Origin of the sequence: Erwinia amylovora (assembly GCF_017161565.1) — a bacterium.
GTDB lineage: Bacteria > Pseudomonadota > Gammaproteobacteria > Enterobacterales > Enterobacteriaceae > Erwinia > Erwinia amylovora.
Genome location: NZ_CP066796.1, coordinates 1,904,925 through 1,927,845, shown reverse-complemented (window position 1 = coordinate 1,927,845; position 22,921 = coordinate 1,904,925). Strand labels below are relative to the sequence as shown.

At 52.6% G+C, this 22,921-nt stretch carries 20 protein-coding genes and 1 pseudogene; 9 read left to right on the top strand and 12 right to left on the bottom strand.

The window, feature by feature from the left end; genetic code table 11:
* Nucleotides 1–97 precede the first annotated feature (97 nt).
* Both ttcA and JGC47_RS17875 read right to left on the bottom strand, forming a co-directional pair.
* Nucleotides 98–1,027: a tRNA 2-thiocytidine(32) synthetase TtcA gene (gene ttcA / locus JGC47_RS08940; RefSeq protein ID WP_004157668.1), complete on the bottom strand. Its 930-nt coding sequence runs from the start codon at nt 1,025–1,027 to the stop codon at nt 98–100.
* 47 nt (nt 1,028–1,074) lie between these two features.
* Nucleotides 1,075–1,317 (bottom strand): annotated as a pseudogene (locus JGC47_RS17875) (site-specific integrase); the annotation flags it as partial.
* Nucleotides 1,318–1,404: 87 nt separating this feature from the next.
* Between JGC47_RS17875 and JGC47_RS17790 the strand changes: the two are divergent.
* Together JGC47_RS17790 and dbpA are read left to right on the top strand one after the other, a co-directional pair.
* On the top strand, nt 1,405–1,530 hold the full coding sequence (locus JGC47_RS17790) for a hypothetical protein (RefSeq protein ID WP_004157663.1): 126 nt from the start codon (nt 1,405–1,407) through the stop codon (nt 1,528–1,530).
* Nucleotides 1,531–1,907: 377 nt separating this feature from the next.
* The gene (gene dbpA, locus JGC47_RS08930; RefSeq protein WP_004157661.1) at nt 1,908–3,287 is read left to right on the top strand and encodes an ATP-dependent RNA helicase DbpA; all 1,380 of its coding nucleotides are present in this window, start codon (nt 1,908–1,910) and stop codon (nt 3,285–3,287) included.
* 74 nt (nt 3,288–3,361) lie between these two features.
* On the opposite strand, the gene JGC47_RS08925 is transcribed toward dbpA, so the two are convergent.
* Nucleotides 3,362–3,616 carry a putative quinol monooxygenase gene (locus JGC47_RS08925; RefSeq protein WP_004157659.1) on the bottom strand — a complete coding sequence of 85 codons (255 nt, stop codon included), beginning with the start codon at nt 3,614–3,616 and terminating at the stop codon, nt 3,362–3,364.
* 331 nt (nt 3,617–3,947) lie between these two features.
* Between JGC47_RS08925 and JGC47_RS08920 the strand changes: the two genes are divergently transcribed.
* Nucleotides 3,948–4,220, top strand: coding sequence for a putative hemolysin (locus JGC47_RS08920; protein WP_004157658.1), 273 nt, complete (start codon nt 3,948–3,950; stop codon nt 4,218–4,220).
* Between the two features lie 101 nt (nt 4,221–4,321).
* Here JGC47_RS08920 and JGC47_RS08915 read toward each other — a convergent pair whose 3' ends face one another.
* Nucleotides 4,322–5,314 carry a 2-hydroxyacid dehydrogenase gene (locus JGC47_RS08915; protein WP_004157657.1) on the bottom strand — a complete coding sequence of 331 codons (993 nt, stop codon included), beginning with the start codon at nt 5,312–5,314 and terminating at the stop codon, nt 4,322–4,324.
* Nucleotides 5,315–5,504: 190 nt separating this feature from the next.
* Between JGC47_RS08915 and JGC47_RS08910 the strand changes: the two genes are divergently transcribed.
* The 4 genes from JGC47_RS08910 (at nt 5,505) to JGC47_RS08895 (ending at nt 10,218) form a co-directional block, all read left to right on the top strand.
* The gene (locus tag JGC47_RS08910) at nt 5,505–8,135 is read left to right on the top strand and encodes a YdbH family protein (RefSeq protein WP_004157656.1); all 2,631 of its coding nucleotides are present in this window, start codon (nt 5,505–5,507) and stop codon (nt 8,133–8,135) included.
* Nucleotides 8,119–8,310, top strand: a complete 192-nt coding sequence (locus tag JGC47_RS08905) for a YnbE family lipoprotein (RefSeq protein WP_004157655.1) — start codon at nt 8,119–8,121, stop codon at nt 8,308–8,310. Before JGC47_RS08910 ends, JGC47_RS08905 begins: the two co-directional genes overlap by 17 nt.
* Before the next feature lie 10 nt (nt 8,311–8,320).
* Complete coding sequence (locus JGC47_RS08900; protein WP_004157653.1) at nt 8,321–8,653, top strand: YdbL family probable chaperone protein; 333 nt, start codon at nt 8,321–8,323, stop codon at nt 8,651–8,653.
* 788 nt (nt 8,654–9,441) lie between these two features.
* Nucleotides 9,442–10,218 carry an SDR family oxidoreductase gene (locus JGC47_RS08895; RefSeq protein ID WP_004157652.1) on the top strand — a complete coding sequence of 259 codons (777 nt, stop codon included), beginning with the start codon at nt 9,442–9,444 and terminating at the stop codon, nt 10,216–10,218.
* 437 nt (nt 10,219–10,655) lie between these two features.
* Here JGC47_RS08895 and JGC47_RS08890 read toward each other — a convergent pair whose 3' ends face one another.
* Nucleotides 10,656–11,261, bottom strand: coding sequence for an FMN-dependent NADH-azoreductase (locus JGC47_RS08890; RefSeq protein ID WP_013036050.1), 606 nt, complete (start codon nt 11,259–11,261; stop codon nt 10,656–10,658).
* A gap of 232 nt (nt 11,262–11,493) precedes the next feature.
* Here JGC47_RS08890 and hrpA point away from each other — a divergent pair, with 232 nt between their 5' ends.
* The gene (hrpA, locus tag JGC47_RS08885; protein ID WP_004157649.1) at nt 11,494–15,393 is read left to right on the top strand and encodes an ATP-dependent RNA helicase HrpA; all 3,900 of its coding nucleotides are present in this window, start codon (nt 11,494–11,496) and stop codon (nt 15,391–15,393) included.
* A 42-nt stretch (nt 15,394–15,435) separates the two neighbouring features.
* On the opposite strand, the gene JGC47_RS08880 is transcribed toward hrpA, so the two are convergent.
* The 7 genes from JGC47_RS08880 to JGC47_RS08855 form a co-directional block, all read right to left on the bottom strand.
* Nucleotides 15,436–16,305, bottom strand: a complete 870-nt coding sequence (locus JGC47_RS08880; RefSeq protein ID WP_004157648.1) for an N-acetylmuramoyl-L-alanine amidase — start codon at nt 16,303–16,305, stop codon at nt 15,436–15,438.
* 90 nt (nt 16,306–16,395) lie between these two features.
* Complete coding sequence (locus tag JGC47_RS08875) at nt 16,396–17,202, bottom strand: trypsin-like serine peptidase (protein ID WP_004157647.1); 807 nt, start codon at nt 17,200–17,202, stop codon at nt 16,396–16,398.
* Nucleotides 17,203–17,317: 115 nt separating this feature from the next.
* The gene (gene ydgU, locus JGC47_RS18095; protein ID WP_455580173.1) at nt 17,318–17,398 is read right to left on the bottom strand and encodes a small membrane protein YdgU; all 81 of its coding nucleotides are present in this window, start codon (nt 17,396–17,398) and stop codon (nt 17,318–17,320) included.
* 89 nt (nt 17,399–17,487) lie between these two features.
* Nucleotides 17,488–17,916, bottom strand: coding sequence for an acid resistance repetitive basic protein Asr (asr, locus tag JGC47_RS08870; RefSeq protein WP_004157644.1), 429 nt, complete (start codon nt 17,914–17,916; stop codon nt 17,488–17,490).
* Nucleotides 17,917–18,736: 820 nt separating this feature from the next.
* A complete protein-coding gene (locus JGC47_RS08865; protein ID WP_004157642.1) occupies nt 18,737–20,221 on the bottom strand; it encodes a carboxypeptidase M32 in 1,485 nt (494 codons plus the stop codon).
* Nucleotides 20,222–20,236: 15 nt separating this feature from the next.
* On the bottom strand, nt 20,237–21,517 hold the full coding sequence (gene rstB / locus JGC47_RS08860; RefSeq protein ID WP_004157641.1) for a two-component system sensor histidine kinase RstB: 1,281 nt from the start codon (nt 21,515–21,517) through the stop codon (nt 20,237–20,239).
* Nucleotides 21,518–21,545: 28 nt separating this feature from the next.
* A complete protein-coding gene (locus JGC47_RS08855; protein ID WP_004157640.1) occupies nt 21,546–22,250 on the bottom strand; it encodes a site-specific integrase in 705 nt (234 codons plus the stop codon).
* A 1-nt stretch (nt 22,251) separates the two neighbouring features.
* Between JGC47_RS08855 and JGC47_RS08850 the strand changes: the two genes are divergently transcribed.
* Nucleotides 22,252–22,920, top strand: a complete 669-nt coding sequence (locus tag JGC47_RS08850) for a baseplate wedge 1 family protein (protein WP_004157639.1) — start codon at nt 22,252–22,254, stop codon at nt 22,918–22,920.
* The last annotated feature ends 1 nt before the right edge of the window (nt 22,921 follow it).

Sequence of the window (22,921 nt, the reverse complement as noted above, 5' to 3'; positions counted from 1 at the left end):
TTTCTGGCCTGCACCGTTACTGCCGTCGGCCACTACTGGCAATTGGCGCCCTGTATGGCCCGTGTCATCAGCACATGCAACAGCTGCTGTCGATCCGTTAACGAATTTGCAGAACATCCAGCCGGGCAGGGGCGTCTTCCTCTTCTGCCGGATGCCAGCCTGAAGGTTGAACTGGAAGAGTTTCACGGTCAAATGCCAGATCGCCACCGTCAACAACATCAGCACCGCGGCGAATATGTTTGAAATCAAACAAATCTGCATCGGCAAGATGAGAGGGCACCACGTTCTGCATCGCAGTAAACATGGTTTCGATACGCCCCGGATAACGTTTATCCCAGTCGCGCAGCATGTCGCCGATCGCCTGGCGTTGCAGATTAGGCTGCGAGCCACAAAGGTTACAAGGAATGATCGGATACTGCCGGGCAAAAGCGAAACGCTGTATATCTTTTTCGCGGCAGTAAGCCAGTGGCCGGATAACAATATGCTGACCATCATCACTCATTAGTTTTGGCGGCATCCCTTTCATTTTTCCGCCGTAGAACATATTCAAAAACAGCGTTTGCAGGATGTCATCGCGATGATGGCCAAGAGCGATTTTGCTACAGCCCAGCTCGCTGGCAGTGCGATAAAGAATGCCACGACGCAGACGTGAGCACAGCGAGCAGGTGGTTTTTCCTTCCGGGATCTTTTCTTTTACGATGCTGTAAGTGTCTTCATTAACTATCTTATATTGCACACCCAGCTTTTCCAGATACTCCGGCAGAATGTGCGCCGGAAAACCCGGCTGCTTCTGGTCGAGATTTACCGCCACCAGCGAGAAGGAGACCGGGGCGCTCTGCTGCAAATTGCGAAGGATCTCCAGCATCGTGTAGCTGTCTTTACCACCCGACAGGCAAACCATAATGCGGTCGCCTTCTTCAATCATATTGAAATCAGCAATGGCTTCACCCACGTTACGGCGTAGGCGCTTTTGAAGTTTATTCAGATTGTATTGTTCTTTCTTTTTATCTAGTTGATTTTCTTGCATTTTATACTGTCTCTGAAATCAAAAGGGGCATATATGGGGCAACGTTTTTAACGTGCCAGCTTCTTGTTGAGCATTAATACCCGATCGCCGTTCAGCTCTTCAGTCCACTTTCCGTAGACTTCATAAACCCTGTGCCCGTTTTCATGCCCCATCTGATCCGCGATAAACGACGGGTTTGCGTCAGCAGGCAAAAGTATGTCGCGTATGGTACGGATTCCAGCGGCGAATGCCAGCACGTTTTACGGCTGCGTTCCATCTGGCCCGCTACGGGAAGAGCTATAGTACGGTCGCGGCTCTCACTTGTGTAGGCGAGGCATGAAATCGACGCTGTGCAACTATCGTCTAAACTTAAATAAACAGCCAACAAGGAGAGAGTCATGTCCCAATCTGAACCTGAAGACAAACCGCACCCGGCCAGAGATAAGCCAAAAGAACAGGGTGAAATTCCGCGCGCTCCCGACAGCAGTGAGGACGACAAAAAAGACCCTTACCGGCGTCGCTGAATCTCCGTCATCAAGGGCATTTCAGATCATAGCCGCGATGATCCTGACTCATGACGCAGTACGATATTCAGGCCAGCTTTACCTGTTAATGCTGATCAATGAACCTTTATGCAGCAAAGTGCTTTACCAACTTCTCTGTCGGAGCGATATATTGGGGAGAAATATTCACTATGAAATGGAACCGCAGAAATACCTGGATTGCAATCTTGCTATATTGTGCGGCATTCTGGCTGCTGGTCGCCCTCGTTTTCATCTGATGTGGATGCAAAACACAATGCGCTGGCAGGAACTCTCGCCGGCGCTTTTATCCCCTTCAGGCTTACTTATCTGCTACAATCGCCGCTAATAAACTGCCCCTTTTTTTCGAGACCTGTCCCGTGACTGCTTTTTCTACCTTGACCCAACTGCCAGCCAGCCAGATCGATAACCTTAATGAACTTGGCTACCTTGCCATGACCCCGGTGCAGGCTGAATCGCTGCCCGCCATTCTGGCTGGCCGTGACGTTCGCGCCCAGGCAAAAACGGGCAGCGGAAAAACTGCCGCATTTGGTTTAGGTGTGATGCACCGCGTCGATGCCAGCCAGTATGTCACCCAGGCTCTGGTCCTTTGCCCCACGCGTGAATTGGCCGATCAGGTCACGAAAGAACTACGCCGTCTTGCGCGTTTTACGTCCAATATCAAAATCTTAACCCTGTGCGGCGGCCAGCCTGTCGGTGCGCAACGTGACTCGCTACTCCACGCGCCGCACATCGTGGTAGGGACGCCGGGACGTATTCTCGATCATTTGCAACGAGAAACGCTGAAGCTGGACGCCATCAACACCCTGGTGCTGGATGAGGCCGACCGCATGCTGGAGATGGGTTTCCGCGAAGATATTGACGCGATAATCAGCCACAGCCCGCAGACGCGTCAGACGCTGCTGTTTTCCGCTACCTGGCCGCAGGCGATCGCGCAAATCAGTCAGAGCATTCAGCGCAACCCGTTGACGATTGAAACCGGGGACGTTTCTGACCTGCCAGCGATTGAGCAGACTTTCTATGAAGCAGCATCGCGTGAAAAACTGACTGCGCTTATTGGCTTGCTCAGCGAACGTCAGCCTTCTTCCTGTGTGGTGTTTTGCAATACCAAACGTGAATGTGATGACATCGCCTACGCGCTGGACAAAGCGCAGATTAGCGCACAGCCGCTGCATGGCGATCTTGAGCAACGCGAGCGCGATCAAATGCTGATACGCTTCGCCAACGGCAGTTGTCGGGTACTGGTTGCCACGGACGTGGCGGCACGCGGGTTGGATATTAAAGCTTTGCCGATGGTGGTCAATTATCAGTTGTCCTTCGATCCTGAAGTGCATGTACACCGTATAGGCAGAACTGCTCGCGCAGGGCAGGAGGGCTGTGCGGTGAGTTTTGTCTCTCCGGATGAAATGATACGTGCGCATGCACTGGAAGATTATTTGCAGCAAAAACTGGTGTGGTGCAACCTGTCTGCACTGAAATCAGTGGCTGCAAGGCCACTGCTGGCAGAAATGGTGACGGTAAGCCTGGACGGTGGGCGTAAGGCTAAAATCCGGCCGGGAGATATTCTGGGTGCATTGACAGGTGACGGTGGACTCAGCGGCGATCAGGTCGGCAAGATTGATATCGCTCCCACTCTGGCTTATGTGGCTATCCGCCGTGAGCTGGCGCGCAAGGTTATGCAGCAGTTACAGCAGGTGAAGATTAAAGGTAAGTCCTGCCGGGCACGCCTGCTGAAATAGCGGGTCGGGGCAGACGGGTCCCGTGAAGAGAAGTCCGCCTGCCTTGCCGGTGTTCAGTCGCCACGGCTTTTTATTCAGATCTTATTGATTACCGGCGGCTTTGCCAACAGCGGGCCGGCTTCAGCCAGTAACGTCTTGAAGTGCGGCTGGGCTTCATGTTGCTCCACGGCGGAGGCGTTTTTCCAGCTTTCATGGAACAGAAACTGGTCGCTATTTTCTACGCTGCGGTATAAATCGTAATGCATGTTACCCGGCTCATCACGGCTGGGAGCCACGCATTGGTTCAGAACTTTATACAGCGCGTCGCCCTTACCGGGGTGAGCAATCATAGTGGCAATAATTTAAACGGGTTTATCAGACATGCATCTCTCCTTAAAGAATATTAAAATGGCGCGGAGCATAATGACCCGGCCGCCGCAAATTAGCCGTCTGCCTCTAAGACTAACGCGGCGGCGCGTAATTGCCATGATCTTTTCAGGCTTTAATGCTTGCTCATCACAACTCACTTTTCCCATTTTCGTACGTGATAAATCAGAACACATCTGTTGATATTCGCTAAGAAATGGTTTTGTAAAATTACGTCCCACCTATCGACCTGCTGCTCAACCTGGCATATGCTGGCCAGCGCAACCCAGCACTTACCGACCCGGAGTCAATCCCATGAAAGCAGCAACATCGTTGTTGGTGGCAACCTGTTTGTTACTATCTGCCTGCAGTAGCAATAGCGATAATGAGCCGCCGCAGCAAGCGACGGCCGCCCACGTTTCTGCCCGAGTTGAGATGGCGGACCTGGCGGTGAACAACTGCCTGAATGCCGGAGGGACGCTGGCGCTGTCCCGCCAGCTGGATGGTAGCTCGGTAGGGATGTGTCAGTTAAAGAATGGTCGCCGGTGTTCGGAAGGGGCATTACTCAACGGTAGCTGCGCACGCTGAAACCCTTTACCTTTTGCACCGCAGGCACGCTGGCTGCCGTTGCTCACCGCGGTTACTGACGGGTGTCAGCTCCCGGGGGGCCGCGCCGCTGGCTACCTGAATCACGCGCTTAGCAGGTTTTCGCACGGCTCGCCTTTCTCCAGCAGCCGCAGATTCTCCAGCGTGGTGTGCGCAATACTGGTTATGGCTTCGGCGGTCAGAAACGCCTGGTGGCCGGTAAACAGCACGTTATGGCAGGCTGAAAGCCGACGGAACACATCATCCTGGATCACATCGTTAGAATTATCTTCAAAGAAAAGTCCACGTTCGTTTTCATATACGTCCATTCCCAGAGCACCGATTTTCTGCTGTTTAAGAGCCTCTGTTGCCGCCTGAGAATCAATAAGCCCGCCCCGACTGGTGTTAATCACCATCACGCCTTGCTTCATTTTGGCAAAGGCACTCACATTCAGCAGGTGGTGGTTTTCCGCCGTCAACGGACAATGCAGGGTAATAACGTCAGACTGGCTGAACAGGGTATCAATATCGACGTATTCAGCCCCCAGTTCTTCTGCCTGTGGGCTGGGATAAGGATCACAGGCCAGCAGACGCATGCCGAAGCCTTTCAGAATGCGCAGCGCGGCAATACCGATTTTACCCGTGCCGATCACCCCGGCGGTACGGCCGTGCATATTAAAACCAATCAAACCTTCAAGCGAAAAATTAGCATCGCGGGTGCGCTGGTAAGCGCGATGAATGCGGCGGTTCAGGGTCATCATCATCCCAACCGCATGCTCAGCAACCGCTTCGGGCGAATAGGCGGGAACACGAACGGCTTTAATTCCCAGTTCAGCGGCCGCAGCAAGGTCGACGTTATTAAAACCTGCACAGCGCAGGGCAACAAATTTCACCCCCAGCGCGGCCAGTTCCTCTAACACGCTGCGGCTGGCATCATCGTTGACGAAGAGACAGACACCTTCACATCCCGCAGCGTTTTTTGCCGTGGCTTCGCTAAGCAAAAAGTCGAAGAATTCGAATTCAAAGCCATAGTTTTCATTGACCTGTTGAAGATATTTCCGTTCATACTGCCTGGTGCTGTATACCGCAATTTTCATGGTTTACTCCTTTGCCTGCTCTTCATTCATTGTTTAGCAGTGTAACAACTAATGCCCGAAGGAGGGTGATGCCGTGCAACAGCGGCGTAAAAAACCGCGAATATGCTGCACGGCGGCGAAACACTTCACCCGTGTGGCATTCCGTGCCATCATTTAACGAATAATGACAGACTTAAAAGGATTTGCCGCAATGAAACAGGGCTGGATTAGAGCGCTGGTGGTGCTGACCGCAGTCATCTTGCTGCTGACGGGGCTGATGCTAACTGCGACACAATGGCTGCCGCGCCTGGCTGCTCTTTGGCTGCCGGAAAATACCACCCTTGTGCTTAATGGCCAGCTCCGTTGGCAACAGGGGGCGCTGCGGCTGCCAGGTTTACATTACCGCATTGGTGACTGCGAGCTGGTAACGGTGAACAACGCGGCGTTATCACGGCATCAGTCACGCTGGCAGCTTTCTGCCGATACGGTGTCGATTGACAGCATCTGTACAGCACAAATTCCACCATCAAATCGTCAGCAGGCTCCGCGATCGCTGGCTGAATGGCAGCAAATGTTGCCGGCTGCCGATATCAGCGTCGGTCAGTTGGCCGTAGCGCCCTGGCAAAATGGAAGCGGCAGTTTGAAGCTGCATATTGATGCCCGCCGTCAGCGCCTGGACTACCGGGCAAAAAAACTGACGTTACAGGCCGAACTCTACGGACAGCAGCTGGCGCTGAATAACGTTGAATGGCAAGCGGCGGGTATTGCACAGCCTGTTATCCTGAACGGCACGCTTAGTTTGCCGGCTTACCCGGGCGGCCTGCCTGAATCCGGCGGGCTGCGCAGCAAAATCACGCTTGATGGTGCCCCCGACCCCATTCGCGTCGAGCTGAACTGGCAACAGCAGAGCGGCACGCTGATCGCCCGCAGCGAAAATCACTCCATCCCGTTACTGGTTCTGCCGTGGCAAATTGATCCGCAGCTTATTGAGATAAGGCAGGGGCGGTGGAACTGGCCCTGGGGTGGTCAGCCCCTTTCTGGCCAGATTGCGTTAAGTGCAAAGAACTGGCAGCAGGGATTAGCCGCGACGGAAATAACCGGCCGCCTGAATCTGCTTACCCAGGGGCGCGGTGGTAAGGGCAACGTTGCGCTCGGTATCGGACCGGGCAAGCTTGACCAGGCCGACAGTCATCTGCCGTTACGGCTGACCGGCGAAGCAAAGATGGCGCAGCTGCAGTTCTATGCCGGACTGCCGGGGGTACTTCGTGGTCCGCTAATCGATCCGCAGCTGAAGCTGCAACCCGGGGCGTTGCTGCGCATGAAAGGGCAACTGCTGTCGACGCTGGAAGTGGATGAAGCACGCTGGCCTTTGGCTGGCCTGTCCGTCTCATCCGCCGGGATCACCGGCCGCCTGCAGGCCATTCTCAGCGCTCATAAACGTGAAATGGGACGTTTTCGTCTGCACCTCGATGGCCGGGCCAGCAGCTTCTGGCCGGATAAAGGCGAATGGCACTGGCGCTACTGGGGCAAGGGCTATCTGGCTCCGCTGGCAGCAACGTGGGATGTAAACGGTCGGGGACGTTGGCAAGACACACTGATTGAACTGAACTCGTTATCCACAGGTTTTGACCATTTGCGCTATGCAGGCACCACCATGGATGCGCCGCGTCTGACGCTGGATAAACCGATCATCTGGCAGCGTGACCCGGCACGGCCATCGTTTAACGCCCAGCTTAAGCTGAAAGCCAAAAAAGTGCGGCTGAAGAACGGGGGATATCTGCCACCTTCCATTTTGTCCCTGGCAATGAAGGGCCGCGACCCGGCCTGGTTTCTGTATAACGGCAGTTTGCAGGCCGGAAAAATTGGCCCGCTACAGGTACGCGGCCGATGGAATGGCGAGCGCTTGCGCGGTCAGCTATGGTGGCCGCAACAGTCGCTGCGTGTTTTCCAGCCGCTGCTCAGCCCGAACCTGAAAATGTCCATTCAGGACGGCCAACTTAAAGCGCAGATCGCTTTCTCTGCCGCTGGCGAGCAGGGGCTGAAAGCCGGCGGGCACTGGCTGGTCACTAACGGCAGCGTATTGATGCCCGATAATGCATTTAACGGTATTGATTTCTCCTTACCCTTCCGCCTGGAAGCGCAGCGTTGGTATTTCGGCACGCATGGCCCGGTGGCGTTGCGCATTGGCGAGATTAACAACCAGTTTGTCATGCAAAATATCACCGCCGATTTGCAAGGGTGGTATCCCTGGAGCAGCGCTAAACCGCTCAGACTCTCCAATGTGGGTCTTGATGTTTTAGGCGGCCAGCTTCGAATGGCCAGTCTGCAAATGCCGCAATCCCAGCCCGCCACCGTGCGTGTTAAGCATATCAATGTGTCCGAACTGGTAACGGCGATGAAGTTAAAGCAGTTAGCGATGTCCGGCACCATCAACGGGGCATTACCGCTGTGGTTAACCAATTCACAGTGGCTGGTTAAAGGCGGCTGGGTCGCTAATAGCGGTGTGTTAACGCTGCGCATGGATAAGGATATGGCGGATGCCATCATCAGCAACAATTTTGCCGCCGGGGCAGCAATAGACTGGCTACGTTATATGGATATTTCCCGCAGCTGGGCTACCATCGATATTGATAACCTTGGCTGGATGACGATGGCGGCAAAAGTTGATGGTTCCAGCCGTTTCAGCAATCGAAACCAGCGGGTATCACTGCATTACACCCAGCGCGAAAACCTGTTCCAACTGTGGCGCAGTTTGCGTTTTGGCGGTAATCTGCAATCCTGGGTGGAGGATAACGCCTCCCTGCCAGTGCATAAGGAAAAGAGTCATGAAAGCCCTGATTAGCCTGCCGTTGGCCAGTTGCATTATGTTGTTAACTGGCTGTGTTCCGCGTATCGAAGTGGCTGCGCCGAAAGAGCCAATTACCATTAATATGAATGTCAAAATCGAACATGAGATCCATATTAAGGTGGATAAAGACGTGGAAGCATTATTAAAAAACCGTAGCGGCCTGTTTTAAAGGAAAACCTATGAAACATCTGTACCGGGTATTGCTGCTGGGCTGTTTGCTGCTGCCACCGGCAGCAATGGCGCTCACGCTTAATGAGGCGCGCCAGCAGGGTCGGGTGGGCGAAACGTTAAACGGTTATATTGCCCCAATCCAGCAGGACGCTGAAACGCGGGAGCTGGTCAAGCAGATCAACGCCGGGCGAGCGCAACAGTATCAACAGCTGGCACAGCAAAATAGCCTGACTACGCAAGAAGTGGCAAATATCGCCGGGCAGAAGCTGGTTGATCGGGCAAAGCCCGGTGAATATGTGCGCGGTATTAACGGGCAATGGTTAAAAAAGACCCCTGAATAAGATCTGACATTGCTCTTTCTACAAGGAGTTTATTCACCGCATTGTCGGTGTTTTACTGTGCTACAAATCTCTGAAGGCTGGCCGGGAACTTTGTTATATGAGTAAGATCACAAATTCACCTGATCACCAGTGCCACTCCATTTTATTTGTAAACTTATGTCATCCTTTAGCTACAGGCTAATCTGATAAGCCTGTTTAAGTGATTGAATCCAGCCTTGAACCATTTATATCCGAAACCGTAAGCCTGTAAATACTGCATTATCAGAAAGTTACAATCTTTATAAAAAAACTGGCTGATTCAGCAGACTGGTTTATACTGGAAATTATATAAGCAGCTTGTTTAATTTAGCCCTATGAATTATTGGTTCGCCGCATTAACGTCACTAAAAAACGGCACTTCGCCCTGGTATCTGTTTTGTGAAGGATTTACTTATACTGATCATCTTGCAGGCTGATTTTCTGATTGGGGTTATCTTGTTAAGGTTTAGCTTATCTCTAAGGTTTTAGCAGGTGATTCAATTTATGATCTCACGATCAGCAGATCTGACCCATATAAACCTCTTTTAATAAGCGATGAAGCTCTTGCCTGTTATATATTTCATGATGATCAGATAAAAAAGAAACATCTGATGACAGATAACGGAGGACTTGATTCTGGTCAGATTTATTCAAGGGATTTGTCCATTTAAACCTTTCCGTTGAAGACGATTCTTCCATTGAGGCGTCAGAAGACACCTCTTATTCATTAACACATGGCAATGAAAACTCATGTATTTAAAAGGACGAACATGATGAAAATTCTTATAACTGGAGCAGGTACAGGATTTGGGAAGTTCTACTCGTTAGAGCTGGCTAAAAGAGGGCATCAGGTTTATTCTGCCGTTGAACTGCCAAGTCAGATTTATCCTCTGCGTGCAGAAGCGGACCGTCTCGGTGTGGATCTCAACGTGATAAAGGTGGATATCACTGACCCTATTGATCGGGAGTACGCCGCTCAATTTGACATTGATATTTTAGTCAATAACGCCGGAATTGGTGAGGGTGGGTCAATAGTTGATATGCCCGATGCGGTTTTTGAAAGGCAGTTTCAGGTTAATGTCTTTAGTACATTGTCTTTTACCAGGCACTTTATTAAAAAATTTACCGACAGGAAGAGCGGCAGGATTATATTCATTTCTTCCGTGGCAGGTTTTTTATCGGCGGAGTTTACCGGCGCCTATACAGCGTCTAAGCATGCATTAGAATCTGTAGCTGAAACATTACAGCTGGAGCTGGGTCAGTTTGGCGTGTCTGTTTCGACCATCAATCCAGCCCCCTATCGGACAGGATTTAACGATGCACAAATCGAAGCTTGCTATAACTGGTATAATAAAGATTCAGCAATCATTGATCATGATAACTTGAGCTTCCCCATGCCGCAATATGAACAGCATCAGGACGTCGGGGCTATGGTTGACGTGATCCTGGATCATAAAGCTTACGTCAGAAATGTTTTTCCTAAGGAATTCGAAGAAACGATCAAAGGAATTCAACAAGCGGCCTGGCTGAAGAAGAACGGCGAGTAAAGCAATTGACAGCATGGATGCCAGACAACATCTCCCTGGTGAAAGTTATTCGATAAGGAAACTTTTTTAACCGGCGGGCATTTCTTCAAAGTCTGTTGCACCCCGAACTTAAATATAGAAATCACGGCAGACAAGCCGCTGTAAAAGGAAGCAGGGCGGCGCATGATCTGTATTTCTATTTAGTCTTACTCATATTTTCGAGGCACACTGAGGATCCATTTATTATTTATGGCTGGGCTTCGCTCAGCCATAAATTTGATTTTTCAGGAAGGCAGACTGAAAGATTTGCTTCCGGAGCAGAATTTACGTTATTTGAATTTTCAACACGTAATGCAGATGCCACCGCGGATTGAACAGGCAGACAGCGCTGCAAACCGGATGAATTAACAGGCGTATCGCCACAGGAGCCGGGTGTCTCATTCAGCCCCTTTGATTTTTTATCCGCAAACGATCTGCGAAATCACTTCTTTTGCCTCGCTGGTGGCTTTCGCGGCCACTTCCGGGCCATAGGCGATACCTTCAGCAAAGACAAACTGCACGTCGCGCATGCCAAGGAAGCCGAGGAACAGCGTCAGGTAGGGGGTCAGCAAATCGCTTGGGGTGTCTTTATGAATTCCGCCACGGCTGGACAGAACCACCACTCTTTTACCTTTAATCAATCCCTCAGGGCCGTTTTCCGTATATCGGAAGGTTACGCCTGCACGGGCAACCAGGTCGAAATAGTTCTTCAGCTGCGTGGGGATGTTGAAGTTGTACATCGGTGCAGCTATGACGAGGGTGTCGTGCGCCTGCAATTCGGCAATCAGTCGATCGGACAAGTCCAGCGCTTCCTGCTGACGCGGAGTTAACGCTGCGTCCGATGGGCGCAACGCGCCGACCAGCTCACCGTCCAGCACCGGTACGGGGTTTGCGGCCAGGTCACGTTCGGTGACCTCATCCCCAGGATGGGCAGCTTTCCACTCGGAGATCAGGTAGTCAGCCAGCTGGCCGGACTGAGAATAATCGGCAAGAATGCTTGATTTCAGGACCAATACTTTGCTCATGTTATTTTCCTGTGCTGTCATACGGAAATACTCCGCTCGTAGCCGTTCACTTTACGGATAATCTGGCGCCAGTGTAAGTGCGAGTTTTCGATAACTATGTTCGAAAAGTTTGAATAAGTTCCCGTTGCGCATTTAAAACGCTAAGTTCCTGTCTGTGTTACACTACGCGTTATTCTCACCCCCGATTAATCTCTGTTGCCCGTGCAGGCGCAACAAAGCGAGCACTATTAACATGTCTGACACCTCACAATCTGTCCTGTCAACGCTGTACTCACGGCTGGATTCGCTGATGCTGCGTGACCGCCAGCGTCTGTTGCGCCGCCTGCAGGGTGCCAAAAAAATCAACATCCCGGCAGCGTTAGAGGCGGTAACTGGCGAGTTGAGCGCTGATATTACCAGCGCCGAACAGCGGGTAGCGGCCCGGCGAGCGGCAACACCGGCGATACGCTATCCGGAAAATTTGCCGGTCAGCCAGAAAAAGCAAGAGATTGCTAATGCCATCCGCACCAGTCAGGTGGTGATCGTTGCCGGGGAAACCGGCTCGGGTAAAACCACCCAGCTGCCGAAGATCTGTCTGGAGCTGGGGCGCGGTATTCGCGGGCTTATTGGCCATACCCAGCCGCGCCGGCTGGCAGCACGTACCGTGGCGGAACGCATCGCCGCTGAACTGGAAATCTCGCTGGGTGGCTGTGTCGGTTACAAGGTGCGATTTAACGATCACGTAGGTGATACCACCCAGGTGAAGCTGATGACCGACGGCATTCTGCTGGCGGAAATCCAGCAGGATCGTCTGTTGCTGCAATATGACACCATTATTATCGATGAAGCGCATGAGCGCAGTCTGAACATCGATTTTATTCTCGGCTATCTGCGTGAACTGCTGCCGAAGCGCCCCGATTTAAAGGTGATCATTACTTCGGCAACCATCGACCCGCAGCGCTTCTCACGGCATTTCCACAATGCGCCGGTCATCGAAGTCTCCGGGCGGACTTATCCGGTGGAGGTGCGCTATCGTCCGGTGGTGGAAGAGGCAGATGACAGCGACCGCGACCAGCTACAGGCGATTTTCGATGCGGTTGACGAACTGGGGCGCGAAAGCCGTGGTGATATCCTGATCTTTATGAGCGGCGAGCGCGAAATCCGCGATACCGCCGATGCGCTCATCAAGCGCGATCTGCCGCATACCGAAGTGCTGCCGCTGTATGCGCGCTTATCCAATGCCGAGCAGAACCGTGTGTTCCAGTCCCACGCCGATCGGCGCATCGTGCTGGCGACCAACGTGGCGGAAACCTCTTTAACGGTGCCGGGGATCAAATATGTGATTGATCCCGGCACGGCGCGTATCAGCCGCTACAGTTTCCGCACTAAGGTGCAACGTCTGCCTATTGAAGCCATTTCCCAGGCATCGGCCAATCAGCGTAAAGGGCGCTGCGGCCGCGTCTCCGAGGGAATTTGTATACGCCTGTATGCGGAAGATGACTTTCTGAGTCGTCCTGCTTTTACCGATCCGGAAATTCTGCGTACCAACCTCGCATCGGTCATTCTGCAAATGACCGCACTTGGCCTGGGCGATATCTCTGCGTTTCCTTTCGTAGAAGCGCCGGATCGGCGAAATATTCAGGATGGTGTGCGCCTGCTGGAAGAACTGGGGGCGATTACCCTTGCTGATAATCATCATTACCGCCTGACGCCTTCCGGGCGCGCGCTGGCACAGCTGCCGGTCGACCCGCGGCTGGCAAAAATGGTGCTGGAAGCGCAGAAGTTCGGCTGTGTGCGTGAAGCGATGATTATTACCGCCGCGCTGTCAATTCAGGATCCGCGTGAGCGGCCAGCAGACAAAAAGCAGGCATCGGATGAGAAACACCAGCGTTTTGCCGATAAAGAGTCTGATTTCATCGCCTTTGTCAATTTGTGGAACTGGCTGCAAGAGCAGCAAAAGGCGCTGTCATCCAGCCAGTTTCGCCGTCAGTGTAAAGCGGATTATCTCAACTATTTGCGCGTACGCGAATGGCAGGATATCTATACCCAGCTGCGTCAGGTGGTGCGTGAACTGGGCCTGCCGGTCAACACGGAACCGGCGGGGTTACGTGAAATCCATACCGCGTTGCTGACCGGGCTGCTGTCGCATATCGGTCAAAAAGACAGCGATAAACAAGAATTCACCGGCGCACGCAATGCCCGTTTTGCCCTCTTTCCCGGATCCGGGCTGTTTAAAAAGCCGCCGAAATGGACGATGGTGGCCGAACTGGTTGAAACCAGCCGTCTGTGGGGGCGCATCGCCGCGCGCATTGAGCCGGAATGGATCGAGCCGGTTGCGCAGCACCTGGTAAAGCGCAGCTACAGTGAACCGCACTGGGAAAAATCTCAGGGTGCAGTGATGGCCAGTGAAAAAGTCACGCTGTACGGTCTGGCCATCGTCGCCGCACGTAAAGTTAACTATGCTCCGATCGACCCGGTGCTGTCGCGTGAGCTGTTTATCCGCCATGCACTGGTTGAGGGAGACTGGCAGACGCGTCATGCCTTCTTTAAAGCCAATCTGAAGCTGCTGACGGAAGTGAAAGAGCTGGAAGACAAATCCCGCCGCCGCGATATTCTGGTGGATGATGAAACGCTATTTGCGTTCTATGACCAGCGCATCGGCCATGAGGTAGTATCGGCGCGACATTTTGACCGCTGGTGGAAAACCCTTAGCCGGGATGAGCCTGACCGTCTGAACTTTGCTAAAGAGATGCTGATTAAGCAGGGGGCTGATACCGTCAGCCCGCTGGATTACCCCAACTTCTGGCATCAGGGTAATCTGAAGCTGCGGTTAAGCTATCAGTTTGAACCTGGCGCTGATGCCGACGGCGTTACGGTATTTATCCCGCTACCGCTGCTTAATCAGGTGGAAGATAAAGGGTTTGAGTGGCAAATTCCCGGCGTGCGCCGCGAGCTGGTGATTGCCTTAATCAAGTCATTAGCTAAACCGTTACGCCGTAACTTTGTCCCGGCTCCCAACTACGCCGATGCTTTTCTTGCCCGGACAACGGCGCTGGAGCTGCCGCTGACGGATTCGCTGGAGCGAGAGTTTCGCCGCATGTCGGGGGTAACGCTGGAACCTGAGGCCTGGCAGTGGCAGCAGGTGCCCGATCATCTTAAAATCACTTTCCGCATTGTCGATGAAAGCAACCGCAAGCTGGCGGAAGGCAAAGATCTGACGGCGCTCAAAGCACAGTTGAAAAGCAAAGTACAGGAAACGCTGTCGAAAGTCGCGGATGCCGGACTGGAACAGCGTGGTCTGCATGGATGGAGCTTTGGTGACTTGCCCGACTATTTTGAACAAAAACGTGGAAATTACCGCGTTAAAGCCTGGCCAGCGCTGGTCGATGAGAAAGACAGCGTCGCGATCCGCCTGTTCGATTCGCAGCATGAACAGCAGAAGGCCATGTGGCGCGGACAGCGCCGTCTGCTACTGCTGAATATTCCCTCACCGATTAAGTATCTGCACGAAAAGCTTCCCAATAAAGCTAAACTGGGGCTTTACTTCAACCCTTATGGCAAGGTGCTTGACCTGATTGATGACTGCATCGCCTGTGGCGTCGACAAGCTCATAGCGGAATCCGGTGGCCCGAGCTGGCAGCAGCAGGGCTATGATCAACTGCATGATAAGGTCCGGGCAGAGCTGAATGACACGGTGGTGGAGATTGCGAAAAAGGTCGAGCAGATCCTTACTGCCGTATTCAATATCAACAAACGCTTGAAAGGGCGCGTCGACATGTCGATGGCGCTGGCGTTATCGGATGTTAAAGCACAAATGAGCGGACTGGTATATCGCGGTTTCGTTACGGGCAATGGCTGGAAGCGGTTAGGCGACACGTTGCGATACCTGCAGGGGATTGAACGTCGGCTGGAGAAAGTTGCCGTTGATCCTCACAGTGACCGGGCGCGTATGTTGAAAATTGAGTCAGTGCAGCAGGCCTGGAGCAGCTGGATGAATAAACTGCCGCCGCAGCGAAAGGATGATGATGACGTGCAGAATATTCGCTGGATGATCGAAGAACTGCGCGTGAGCCTGTTTGCTCAACAGTTAGGGACGCCGTACCCGATTTCTGAAAAACGCATCCTGCAGGCGATGGAACAAACCGCGGGATAGTGACGTTGCCAGCACCGCGGAGCTGGCAGCATCCATTGCGCTTCAGAGCGCCACATCGTTTTCTTGTGGCATTATTCTACCGGACATCCGGTACTTTGCTACCAACGCCGCGGCAATCGCTTCGGTTTCTGCGTCTGCCACGCCGCTGAAATTGGTCGGGCGGAAATGCATTTGAAACGCAGCAATTGCCTTGCGCGTTTTTTCATCCCCTATGCCGGTTTGCGGAATGGTGTAGCCGTAGCTGGCCAGGTCGGTTTGAATTTTGCGGACGGAACCGGCAGCAAAGTGAGACCGGCCAGCTAGATAGTGCTGAACGGTGGTGCTGTCCGGCCAGGCGCCGATGCCCTGTTCTGCCAGCTGTTGCCACGGGAAGAGCGGACCCGGGTCAAATTTACGGCCAGGCGCAATATCGCTATGTGCCACCACGTTGTCCGGGGTGATGGCATAACGCTGAATAACGTCTTGCGCCAGGCTGGCAACCAGCCTGACCTGCTGAGCATCCCACGGGTACCAATACCTTCCGTCACTGCTGTCGATGAAGCCTGGATGGACAATTTCGATGCCAATCGAGCTGTCGTTAAGATTACTGCGCCCGTTCCAGTTACTCACTCCGGCATGCCATGCACGTTTATCCTCCGGTACCAGTTGATAGACAGTACGTCGTTTCATTGAGGGATCGACGGCGGATGGGACAAGGTAATGGGCGCTGACGACTCCCTGAGTCAGTAAGCGCAACGATACAGCATCATCGGCAGCGGTGTAGTGCAGGACCAGAAAGCGCACGCGCTCATTTTGGCTTGTAGAAGGGTATTCACTATTCAGCAGATAGCCAGGGCGATTGCCGCCGTTTCGGGGCTCGCCGACACAGCCTGCCAGCAGAAGCGCAAGTGCGGCGAGGGTGAGTGTTTTCATCACGTCTTCCTTGATTGATGTCAAATTCGGCTACATTGTCAATCAATTCCCCGCGTCGTAAAATCCCGTTTATTACGATAAATCCTGTGATTATTGGGCCAGCGCGTCCAGGCTGTCACGAAAAGCGGTAACCGCAATGGCGCGGTTATCGGCGAGATAGCGGTCTTTAGCGGCAGGCGCCGAGCTTTGTACACCGATCAATTTCCACTCACCGTTCACTTTAAGCAGCAGCGGGGAGCCACTATCGCCCGGCAGCGTATCACACTGGTGTGAAAGCACGGCTTTCTGCGCCCAGCCGGTAACCATACAGTCATTGTGCGCATAGAGCGTATCAAGATGATCTTCCGGATACCCTGCCTGAGTGATCTGCCGCCCGCTTTCTTTGAGTGCCGAGGTCAGATCCTGACGTGAGCCTGAAAACAGCGGCAGCGGAACGATCCCCGAAGGGGGGTTACGCAGAATTATCAACCCAAAGTCATAAGGTGCCGCAGAGGAGGGGACAATCCAGCCGTCACCGTCGGCTTTTAGTTTCCTTCCCAAAGCCGGGTCCACGCGCGCTTCAATGTCATGGATTTCGTAACGCCAGCCGCCTTTAGTATTGGCAATAAAACGCAGTGCCACGGCTTTATCAAGCCTGCCCGGTGGTGAAAGCAGACAGTGCCCTGCAGTGAGAGCAAGGTTGGGGGCGATCAGCGTGGCGCTGCACAGATTGCCGCTTGCCGTTTCCAGCTGACCAATGGCTTCCCAGGGGGGGTGAGCGGTATTATCAACCGGTTGACGGTTGTCTTTACCAAAAAACAGCGTGGTTGTGTCCGCCTCGTTGCGGGTATCCTCATCGGCATGAGTATAAAATGAACAGGCAAAGCAACCCACTAATAACACAGCTGTCAGGCGCATATTTTTCTCAGGCTTAAAGCGCGTTGGTTCAAGATTCCGTAAGTGCAGTAACTATAGACGGCCGACGCTGAAAATGGGAGATTAATCCAGAATATCAGCACGCTAGTAACATCTGTTACCAGTAAAAGCTGGCAGCAACGATACCACAGACAATCATGACCACCAGAATGATTTCGAATAAATAGCGACGCACCATCATCCGAAACTCCTTAAAGAAACACCCGGCATAACCGGGTGTTGTGTTGACGATGTTGCAAAAGGTGACGGACACCCTGGCTGAACAAATTACGCTTTAGTGGCGGTTTTCTTCACGGCTTTATGGTGCTTTTTAGCCGCCTGAGCTTTCTGTGCTACTGGCTTAGTCGCTTTATGGTGCTTTTTAGCCGCCTGAGCTTTCTGTGCTACTGGCTTGGTCGCTTTATGGTGCTTTTTAGCCGCCTGAGCTTTCTGTGCTACTGGCTTGGTCGCTTTATGGTGCTTTTTAGCCGCCTGAGCTTTCTGTGCTACTGGCTTGGTCGCTTTATGATGCTTTTTAGCCGCCTGGGCTTTCTGTTCTACAGCTTTCTTATGTTTCTTAACATGCTTAACAGGTGCTTTAGCCGGTGCTGCAGTGGTTGTAGCAGCAGGTGCCGGTGCGGCAGTGGTTTCAGCAGCGAATGCAACTGAAGACAGACCCATTGTAGCGGCGACGACCAGAGCTAATAATTTTTTCATTGCAAAACCCTCAAGTGTTTAAGTTCATCTGTCAGCCCACTGCGGGGCCGGTGAAAAGACTATATGTCAACGGCAGAAAGCTTTCCGTGAGTGTTTGGTTTCGGCGTGTAACCGATTGTACAAACGGGGAAGAGGGGGAGAAATTGGGGATCAACGCCAAACCGGGTTCAGACGTTAGCATTACGGCAAGTGAGCCGGGCGCTTAATCAGCCGGTTCTGGTTTTACGCTTACCTGTACCGTGTTGCACTGACCGGCCCGGGAATGATTTTTTTTGAACAACGACTTTACCTTAACCAGACTCACCTGGCAGACCAACTCACCGATCTGAAAAGGTGGGTTTATGCGAAAGCAGAATATTTACGCTGCAAAGGCGCACCTTTCCAGCTGGTGTCAATGTCGCTGCGACTTGATAGGAATACCTCATTGCCCGGAATGGTCAGCCCATGGCTAAGCTTGTTGCTCTTACTTGCGGTGAGAAAACTTCCCGCATTAATTTCATGAAAAGACCAGCTGAAATCAACGTTTCTGACAAGATTAAGGAACCGTATGCCGGCTATCAAGGAGGGGTGATATCCACCGCGTCTGCCCCAGCGGCTTCACACCGGACACCCACGCACTGAAAATAATCTAATACCTTAAACAAGGGAGGCTGTGCCCCTTTTCAACAGAGTTAGCCAGTGATGAGAAAGAATTTTGTGTCAGATCCGCAGCGTGCAGACAGGATCAGTATTGCAACGGAAATCCAGCCTGAGCAGCACACAGCCTTTAAACAGGCTATGTGCAGATAGTTAAAATCATTGACCTGAATTCAGAACGCCATTATTTCAGGTAGCGCTGCTCCAGGTGCTGACGGAAATACCTGACATTGAGGTCCTCTCCTGTGGCATTCTCAATCAGCTGGCGGGTACTGAATCGGCTTCCATGCTGCCAGATGTTTTGCTGTAACCAGTCAAATACCGGCTGCAAATCGCCGCAACGAATATTTTCAGCCACCTGCGGAATAGCGCGTTTCAACGCCTGGAACAGCTGTGCGGCATACATTGCGCCGAGGGTATAAGTTGGGAAATATCCGAAGGCACCGTCGGTCCAGTGAATATCCTGCATGCAACCGTCACGATAGTTACCGTGCGTATCCAGACCCAGCAGGGTGAACATTTTCTCATCCCATAGCGACGGAATATCGTCGACTTCAATTTCCCCGGCAATCAGCGCCCGTTCAATTTCATAGCGTAGTATTACATGGGCAGGATAACTGACTTCATCAGCATCGACGCGGATAAGTCCCGGCTTAACACGCAGATTAAGGGCAATGAAGTTATCGGGATCCATCCCTGGACGCTCACCGAGGTGCCTGATGACTTGCGGATGGATCAGGCTGAGGAATTCCGCACTACGACCAAGTTGTTTTTCGAAGAACAGGCTTTGCGATTCGTGGATCGCCGTCGAGCGGGCTAATGCAACGGGCTGATCGGCCCACTGCTGCGGCAGGTTTTGCTCATAACGCGCATGGCCGGTCTCGTGGATCACCCCCATCATGGCACTGATAAATTCTGCTTCGCTATAGCGGGTGGTGATGCGAACATCCTGCGGAACACCGCCGCAAAACGGGTGGGCGCTGATGTCCAGACGACCCGCATTGAAATCAAAACCCAGCTGCTGCATGATGGCCAGCCCGAGCTGCTGTTGGCTCGCCTGCGGGAACGGGCCGGAAGGACGGACTACGCTCTCGCCGGCCTGCCGATCGACAATTTGCTGCAGCAGGTTAGGTAGCCACTGTTTAAGATCGCCAAAGGTTTTATCCAGTTGCGCACTGGTCATGCCGGGTTCGAAAATGTCCAGCAGGGCATCGTAGCCTGAGCATCCATTGGCCTGAGAACGGATTTCCGCCTCCTCACGGCTGAGTTTCACTACCTCTTTCAGATTAGCGGCGAAACCCTGCCAGTCATTCGCCGGTCGTTGCTGACGCCAGGCATGCTCGCAGCGCGAGCCGGCAATGGACTTAGCTTCGACCAGCGAAGCAGGTAACAGCGAGGCCTGCTGCCAGGCGCGCTGCATTTCATAAAGGTTAGCTTGCGCTACGTCATCCAGATTTTCTTGCTGCGCCTGCTGCAACCATTCTCCCACCTGTCTGGCGGTCAAGATTTCATGGCGCAGCACGCTCATCTCGGCAAGGGCTGCGCCGCGTGCGCGGCTTCCTCCGGCTGGCATCATTGTTTGCATGTCCCATCCGGCTATGGCAGACAAATGCCCAAAACGGGAAAGACGCTGGAATGTACGTGTCAGATTAGTATAGGCAGAAGACATAGCGTTCCTTAAAAGTTAGTTGAGCGCAGCAGGCCAGCAAAAACGTATGCTGGCACCGCCCAGTGGGCTACTGTCGATAGTGACATAGCCGCCAAAAGCCTGAGCAATAGAATGAACAATCGCCAGGCCGAGGCCGCAGCCTCCGGTGGCGCGGTCACGACTGGGGTCAAGCCGGACGAAGGGTTCGAAAACCCGTTCGCGTTGATCAAGCGGGATGCCCGGCCCATCATCTTCAACCTGAATACAGGCCGTGTTACCGTCAAACCACAGTCCAACCCGCAAATGTTTTTCGGCATAGCGCAAAGCATTGTTGACCAGATTATCCAGCACGCGCTCCATCAGCCGGGTATCAGCGATGCCCCTGTTTTCGCGCTGCGACGTAGTCAGTTCAATCTCATACTCCGGGTTTACCGTTCGGATGTCGTGTAAACGCTCCTGCAACCACTGGGCGAGATCGAGGGTTTGCAGGTTCAGTCTGACTTCGGGACGGTCAAGACGAGCAAAAGTAAGCAGCTCCTCAATCAGCGATTCCAGCTGGCCAATATCGCGATTTAACGCCACCCGCTCCGCATCTGTCAGGTTATCGCTCATCTCCAGTCGGTAGCGCAGACGCACCAGCGGGGTACGCAGCTCGTGGGCAATACCGTCAATCAGCTGCTTCTTACTGGCAACAAGCGTATGAATGTTATCCGCCATCTGGTTAAACGCCACGCCAAGGCGTAACAAACTGGAAGCGCTGTCGAAATGTATTCGCTCATCAAGATGCCCCTGCCCAAGACGCTGGGCGGCATTTTCCAGTTTCAGCATGTCTTGCCAGTGCGGACGCATCCAGATGAATACCGGAAAGGCGAGGGAGATGCCGATAAATGCCAGCAGCGCAATATCAAGAATGCGCATTTCATGCAGGAAGAACAGGTAGGGGATAGGCCCCACCGCCAGCACATAGTGGCTGCGCGGTATATGTTGCAGGAAGGTATATTCATCATCCAGCGCAACGATCTCGCCTGAACGCAGCCGACGTAAGGTATTCGGATCGAGCTGATATTTGCTCATCGGCTCAATATGCAGCTTAAACGACAGGTTAAGGTCGAGATTATCGATGGTTTTGTTCCAGTCGCGCGGCGGAATTTCACGCAGCTCGCTGCGCATCAGATACAGTGAGCTTTTCATCAAGTCGTTCATCGACTCACGCCCGGCGCGCTCGGCGGTAAATTTGTAAACCAAACCCACCAGCATCGCCATCACCAGGAAGCAAACGAACAGCAGCAGGTAAAACTGGACAAACAGCTTCCTCATTGTTTTTGCCTTAAAAACAGTAACTTAACTACGCCACATTAACGCGCAGGGGCGCTATGGGGGCATTATATCCACTGATGCGCTGATTCAGGAACTCTATCTGATCGCCATCAAGGGCATGTATCCATGCAGAATACACCGTATAAACCATCTCTGCATTCTCATGCCCCATCTGGCTGGCTATAAAGGCGGGGTTAGCGCCAGCTGACAGCAGCCAGCATGCATAGGTGTGGCGCGTCTGGTACGGCCGGCGGCGTCTGATCCCTGATTTACGTATTGCGCTATCCCAGAGTGATTTAATCGAATTTAAGGCGTAGTGGGGCGACTGTCTGTCTCGCTCAGGACGGGGCATAAACACGAAGTGCAGCTTCTGCTTTTCGGTTTTGCCAAACTCTCGGTGATGAATAGTCACGTCTGTTTTCGGGAAAGCACCGGTCAGTTTTTTTTGTGCCTTGAGCGCACGCCATGCCGGATCGAGTAGCTTAATTGTCCGGTAACCTGCTTTTGTTTTTGGAGGGCCAAAAATACCCTGCTGTATTAAATTCCGACTGATGTGGATTTCGCCTTTATCCAGATCAATATCTTCCCACGCTAACGCACAAAGCTCACCGGGACGAATGCCGGTGTAAACGGCAACCTGCCATAAGTTTCTATGCTTCTCTGGCACAGTATCAATTAACTGATGGAATTCATTTTTTAATAATGGCCCATGCTGCTGGTCAATTTCAGCCACGATGAAACCGCAGAGATGGCCGATGCGATCCCTTAATTTTCATTCCGACATGCTGAAAGCCATCCTGTGGCAGTATGAAAATGCGGATAATATTAACGCGCTGGCACACTATAAATCCGCGTATTTCAACCGGGCAACGGTGGAATTCTGGCGTAACTGGTATCGCGATGTGTTTAATATCGATACCGCTAATGATTTTGGCCTGGCGGTATGGGGGCGCATTCTGGATGTGCCGCTGGGTATTGATGTTCCTCCCAGCGACAAAAATAAAATGGGTTATGGGTTCGGCGCTAATAAGCGCAATTTTACCTCCAGTTTCAGGCGAAATGCTGATTACTCGCTGACGTTAACCACAGCGCAAAAGCGCCTGCTGGTGAGAATGCGCTATTTCACCCTGACGAAAAGCCCGACGATTACCCATATCAATGCTTTTCTTCAGCGTTTCTTCAGCGATGAAAACGGCAAGGTATTTGTCCTCGATCCCCTCGATATGTCTTACATCTGGTACGTGTTTAATTTTAACCCCGATGAAAGGTTACGCCTGCTGCTTGATAACTTTGACCTGCTCCCTCGTCCTTCGGGGGTAGGAGCCAAATATCGTATTGTCACCCGCCCGGCATTTGGCCTTGGCGAAAAACGTAAAAACTTCACAGATAACTTCGGTAACTAAA

What these genes read in the sequence shown, in the direction of transcription:
- ydgU (WP_455580173.1), bottom strand. Translation starts at nt 17,398, where the DNA reads ATGGTGCGTCGCTATTTATTCGAAATCATTCTGGTGGTCATGATTGTC.
- JGC47_RS08880 (WP_004157648.1), bottom strand. Translation starts at nt 16,305, where the DNA reads ATGAAAACACTCACCCTCGCCGCACTTGCGCTTCTGCTGGCAGGCTGT.
- ttcA (WP_004157668.1), bottom strand. Translation starts at nt 1,027, where the DNA reads ATGCAAGAAAATCAACTAGATAAAAAGAAAGAACAATACAATCTGAAT.
- JGC47_RS08900 (WP_004157653.1), top strand. Translation starts at nt 8,321, where the DNA reads ATGAAACATCTGTACCGGGTATTGCTGCTGGGCTGTTTGCTGCTGCCA.
- JGC47_RS08865 (WP_004157642.1), bottom strand. Translation starts at nt 20,221, where the DNA reads ATGTCTTCTGCCTATACTAATCTGACACGTACATTCCAGCGTCTTTCC.
- hrpA (WP_004157649.1), top strand. Translation starts at nt 11,494, where the DNA reads ATGTCTGACACCTCACAATCTGTCCTGTCAACGCTGTACTCACGGCTG.
- rstB (WP_004157641.1), bottom strand. Translation starts at nt 21,517, where the DNA reads ATGAGGAAGCTGTTTGTCCAGTTTTACCTGCTGCTGTTCGTTTGCTTC.
- JGC47_RS08890 (WP_013036050.1), bottom strand. Translation starts at nt 11,261, where the DNA reads ATGAGCAAAGTATTGGTCCTGAAATCAAGCATTCTTGCCGATTATTCT.
- JGC47_RS08850 (WP_004157639.1), top strand. Translation starts at nt 22,252, where the DNA reads ATGAAACCGCAGAGATGGCCGATGCGATCCCTTAATTTTCATTCCGAC.
- JGC47_RS08895 (WP_004157652.1), top strand. Translation starts at nt 9,442, where the DNA reads ATGATGAAAATTCTTATAACTGGAGCAGGTACAGGATTTGGGAAGTTC.
- JGC47_RS08920 (WP_004157658.1), top strand. Translation starts at nt 3,948, where the DNA reads ATGAAAGCAGCAACATCGTTGTTGGTGGCAACCTGTTTGTTACTATCT.
- JGC47_RS08925 (WP_004157659.1), bottom strand. Translation starts at nt 3,616, where the DNA reads ATGATTGCTCACCCCGGTAAGGGCGACGCGCTGTATAAAGTTCTGAAC.
- JGC47_RS17790 (WP_004157663.1), top strand. Translation starts at nt 1,405, where the DNA reads ATGTCCCAATCTGAACCTGAAGACAAACCGCACCCGGCCAGAGATAAG.
- asr (WP_004157644.1), bottom strand. Translation starts at nt 17,916, where the DNA reads ATGAAAAAATTATTAGCTCTGGTCGTCGCCGCTACAATGGGTCTGTCT.
- JGC47_RS08910 (WP_004157656.1), top strand. Translation starts at nt 5,505, where the DNA reads ATGAAACAGGGCTGGATTAGAGCGCTGGTGGTGCTGACCGCAGTCATC.
- JGC47_RS08875 (WP_004157647.1), bottom strand. Translation starts at nt 17,202, where the DNA reads ATGCGCCTGACAGCTGTGTTATTAGTGGGTTGCTTTGCCTGTTCATTT.
- JGC47_RS08905 (WP_004157655.1), top strand. Translation starts at nt 8,119, where the DNA reads ATGAAAGCCCTGATTAGCCTGCCGTTGGCCAGTTGCATTATGTTGTTA.
- JGC47_RS08915 (WP_004157657.1), bottom strand. Translation starts at nt 5,314, where the DNA reads ATGAAAATTGCGGTATACAGCACCAGGCAGTATGAACGGAAATATCTT.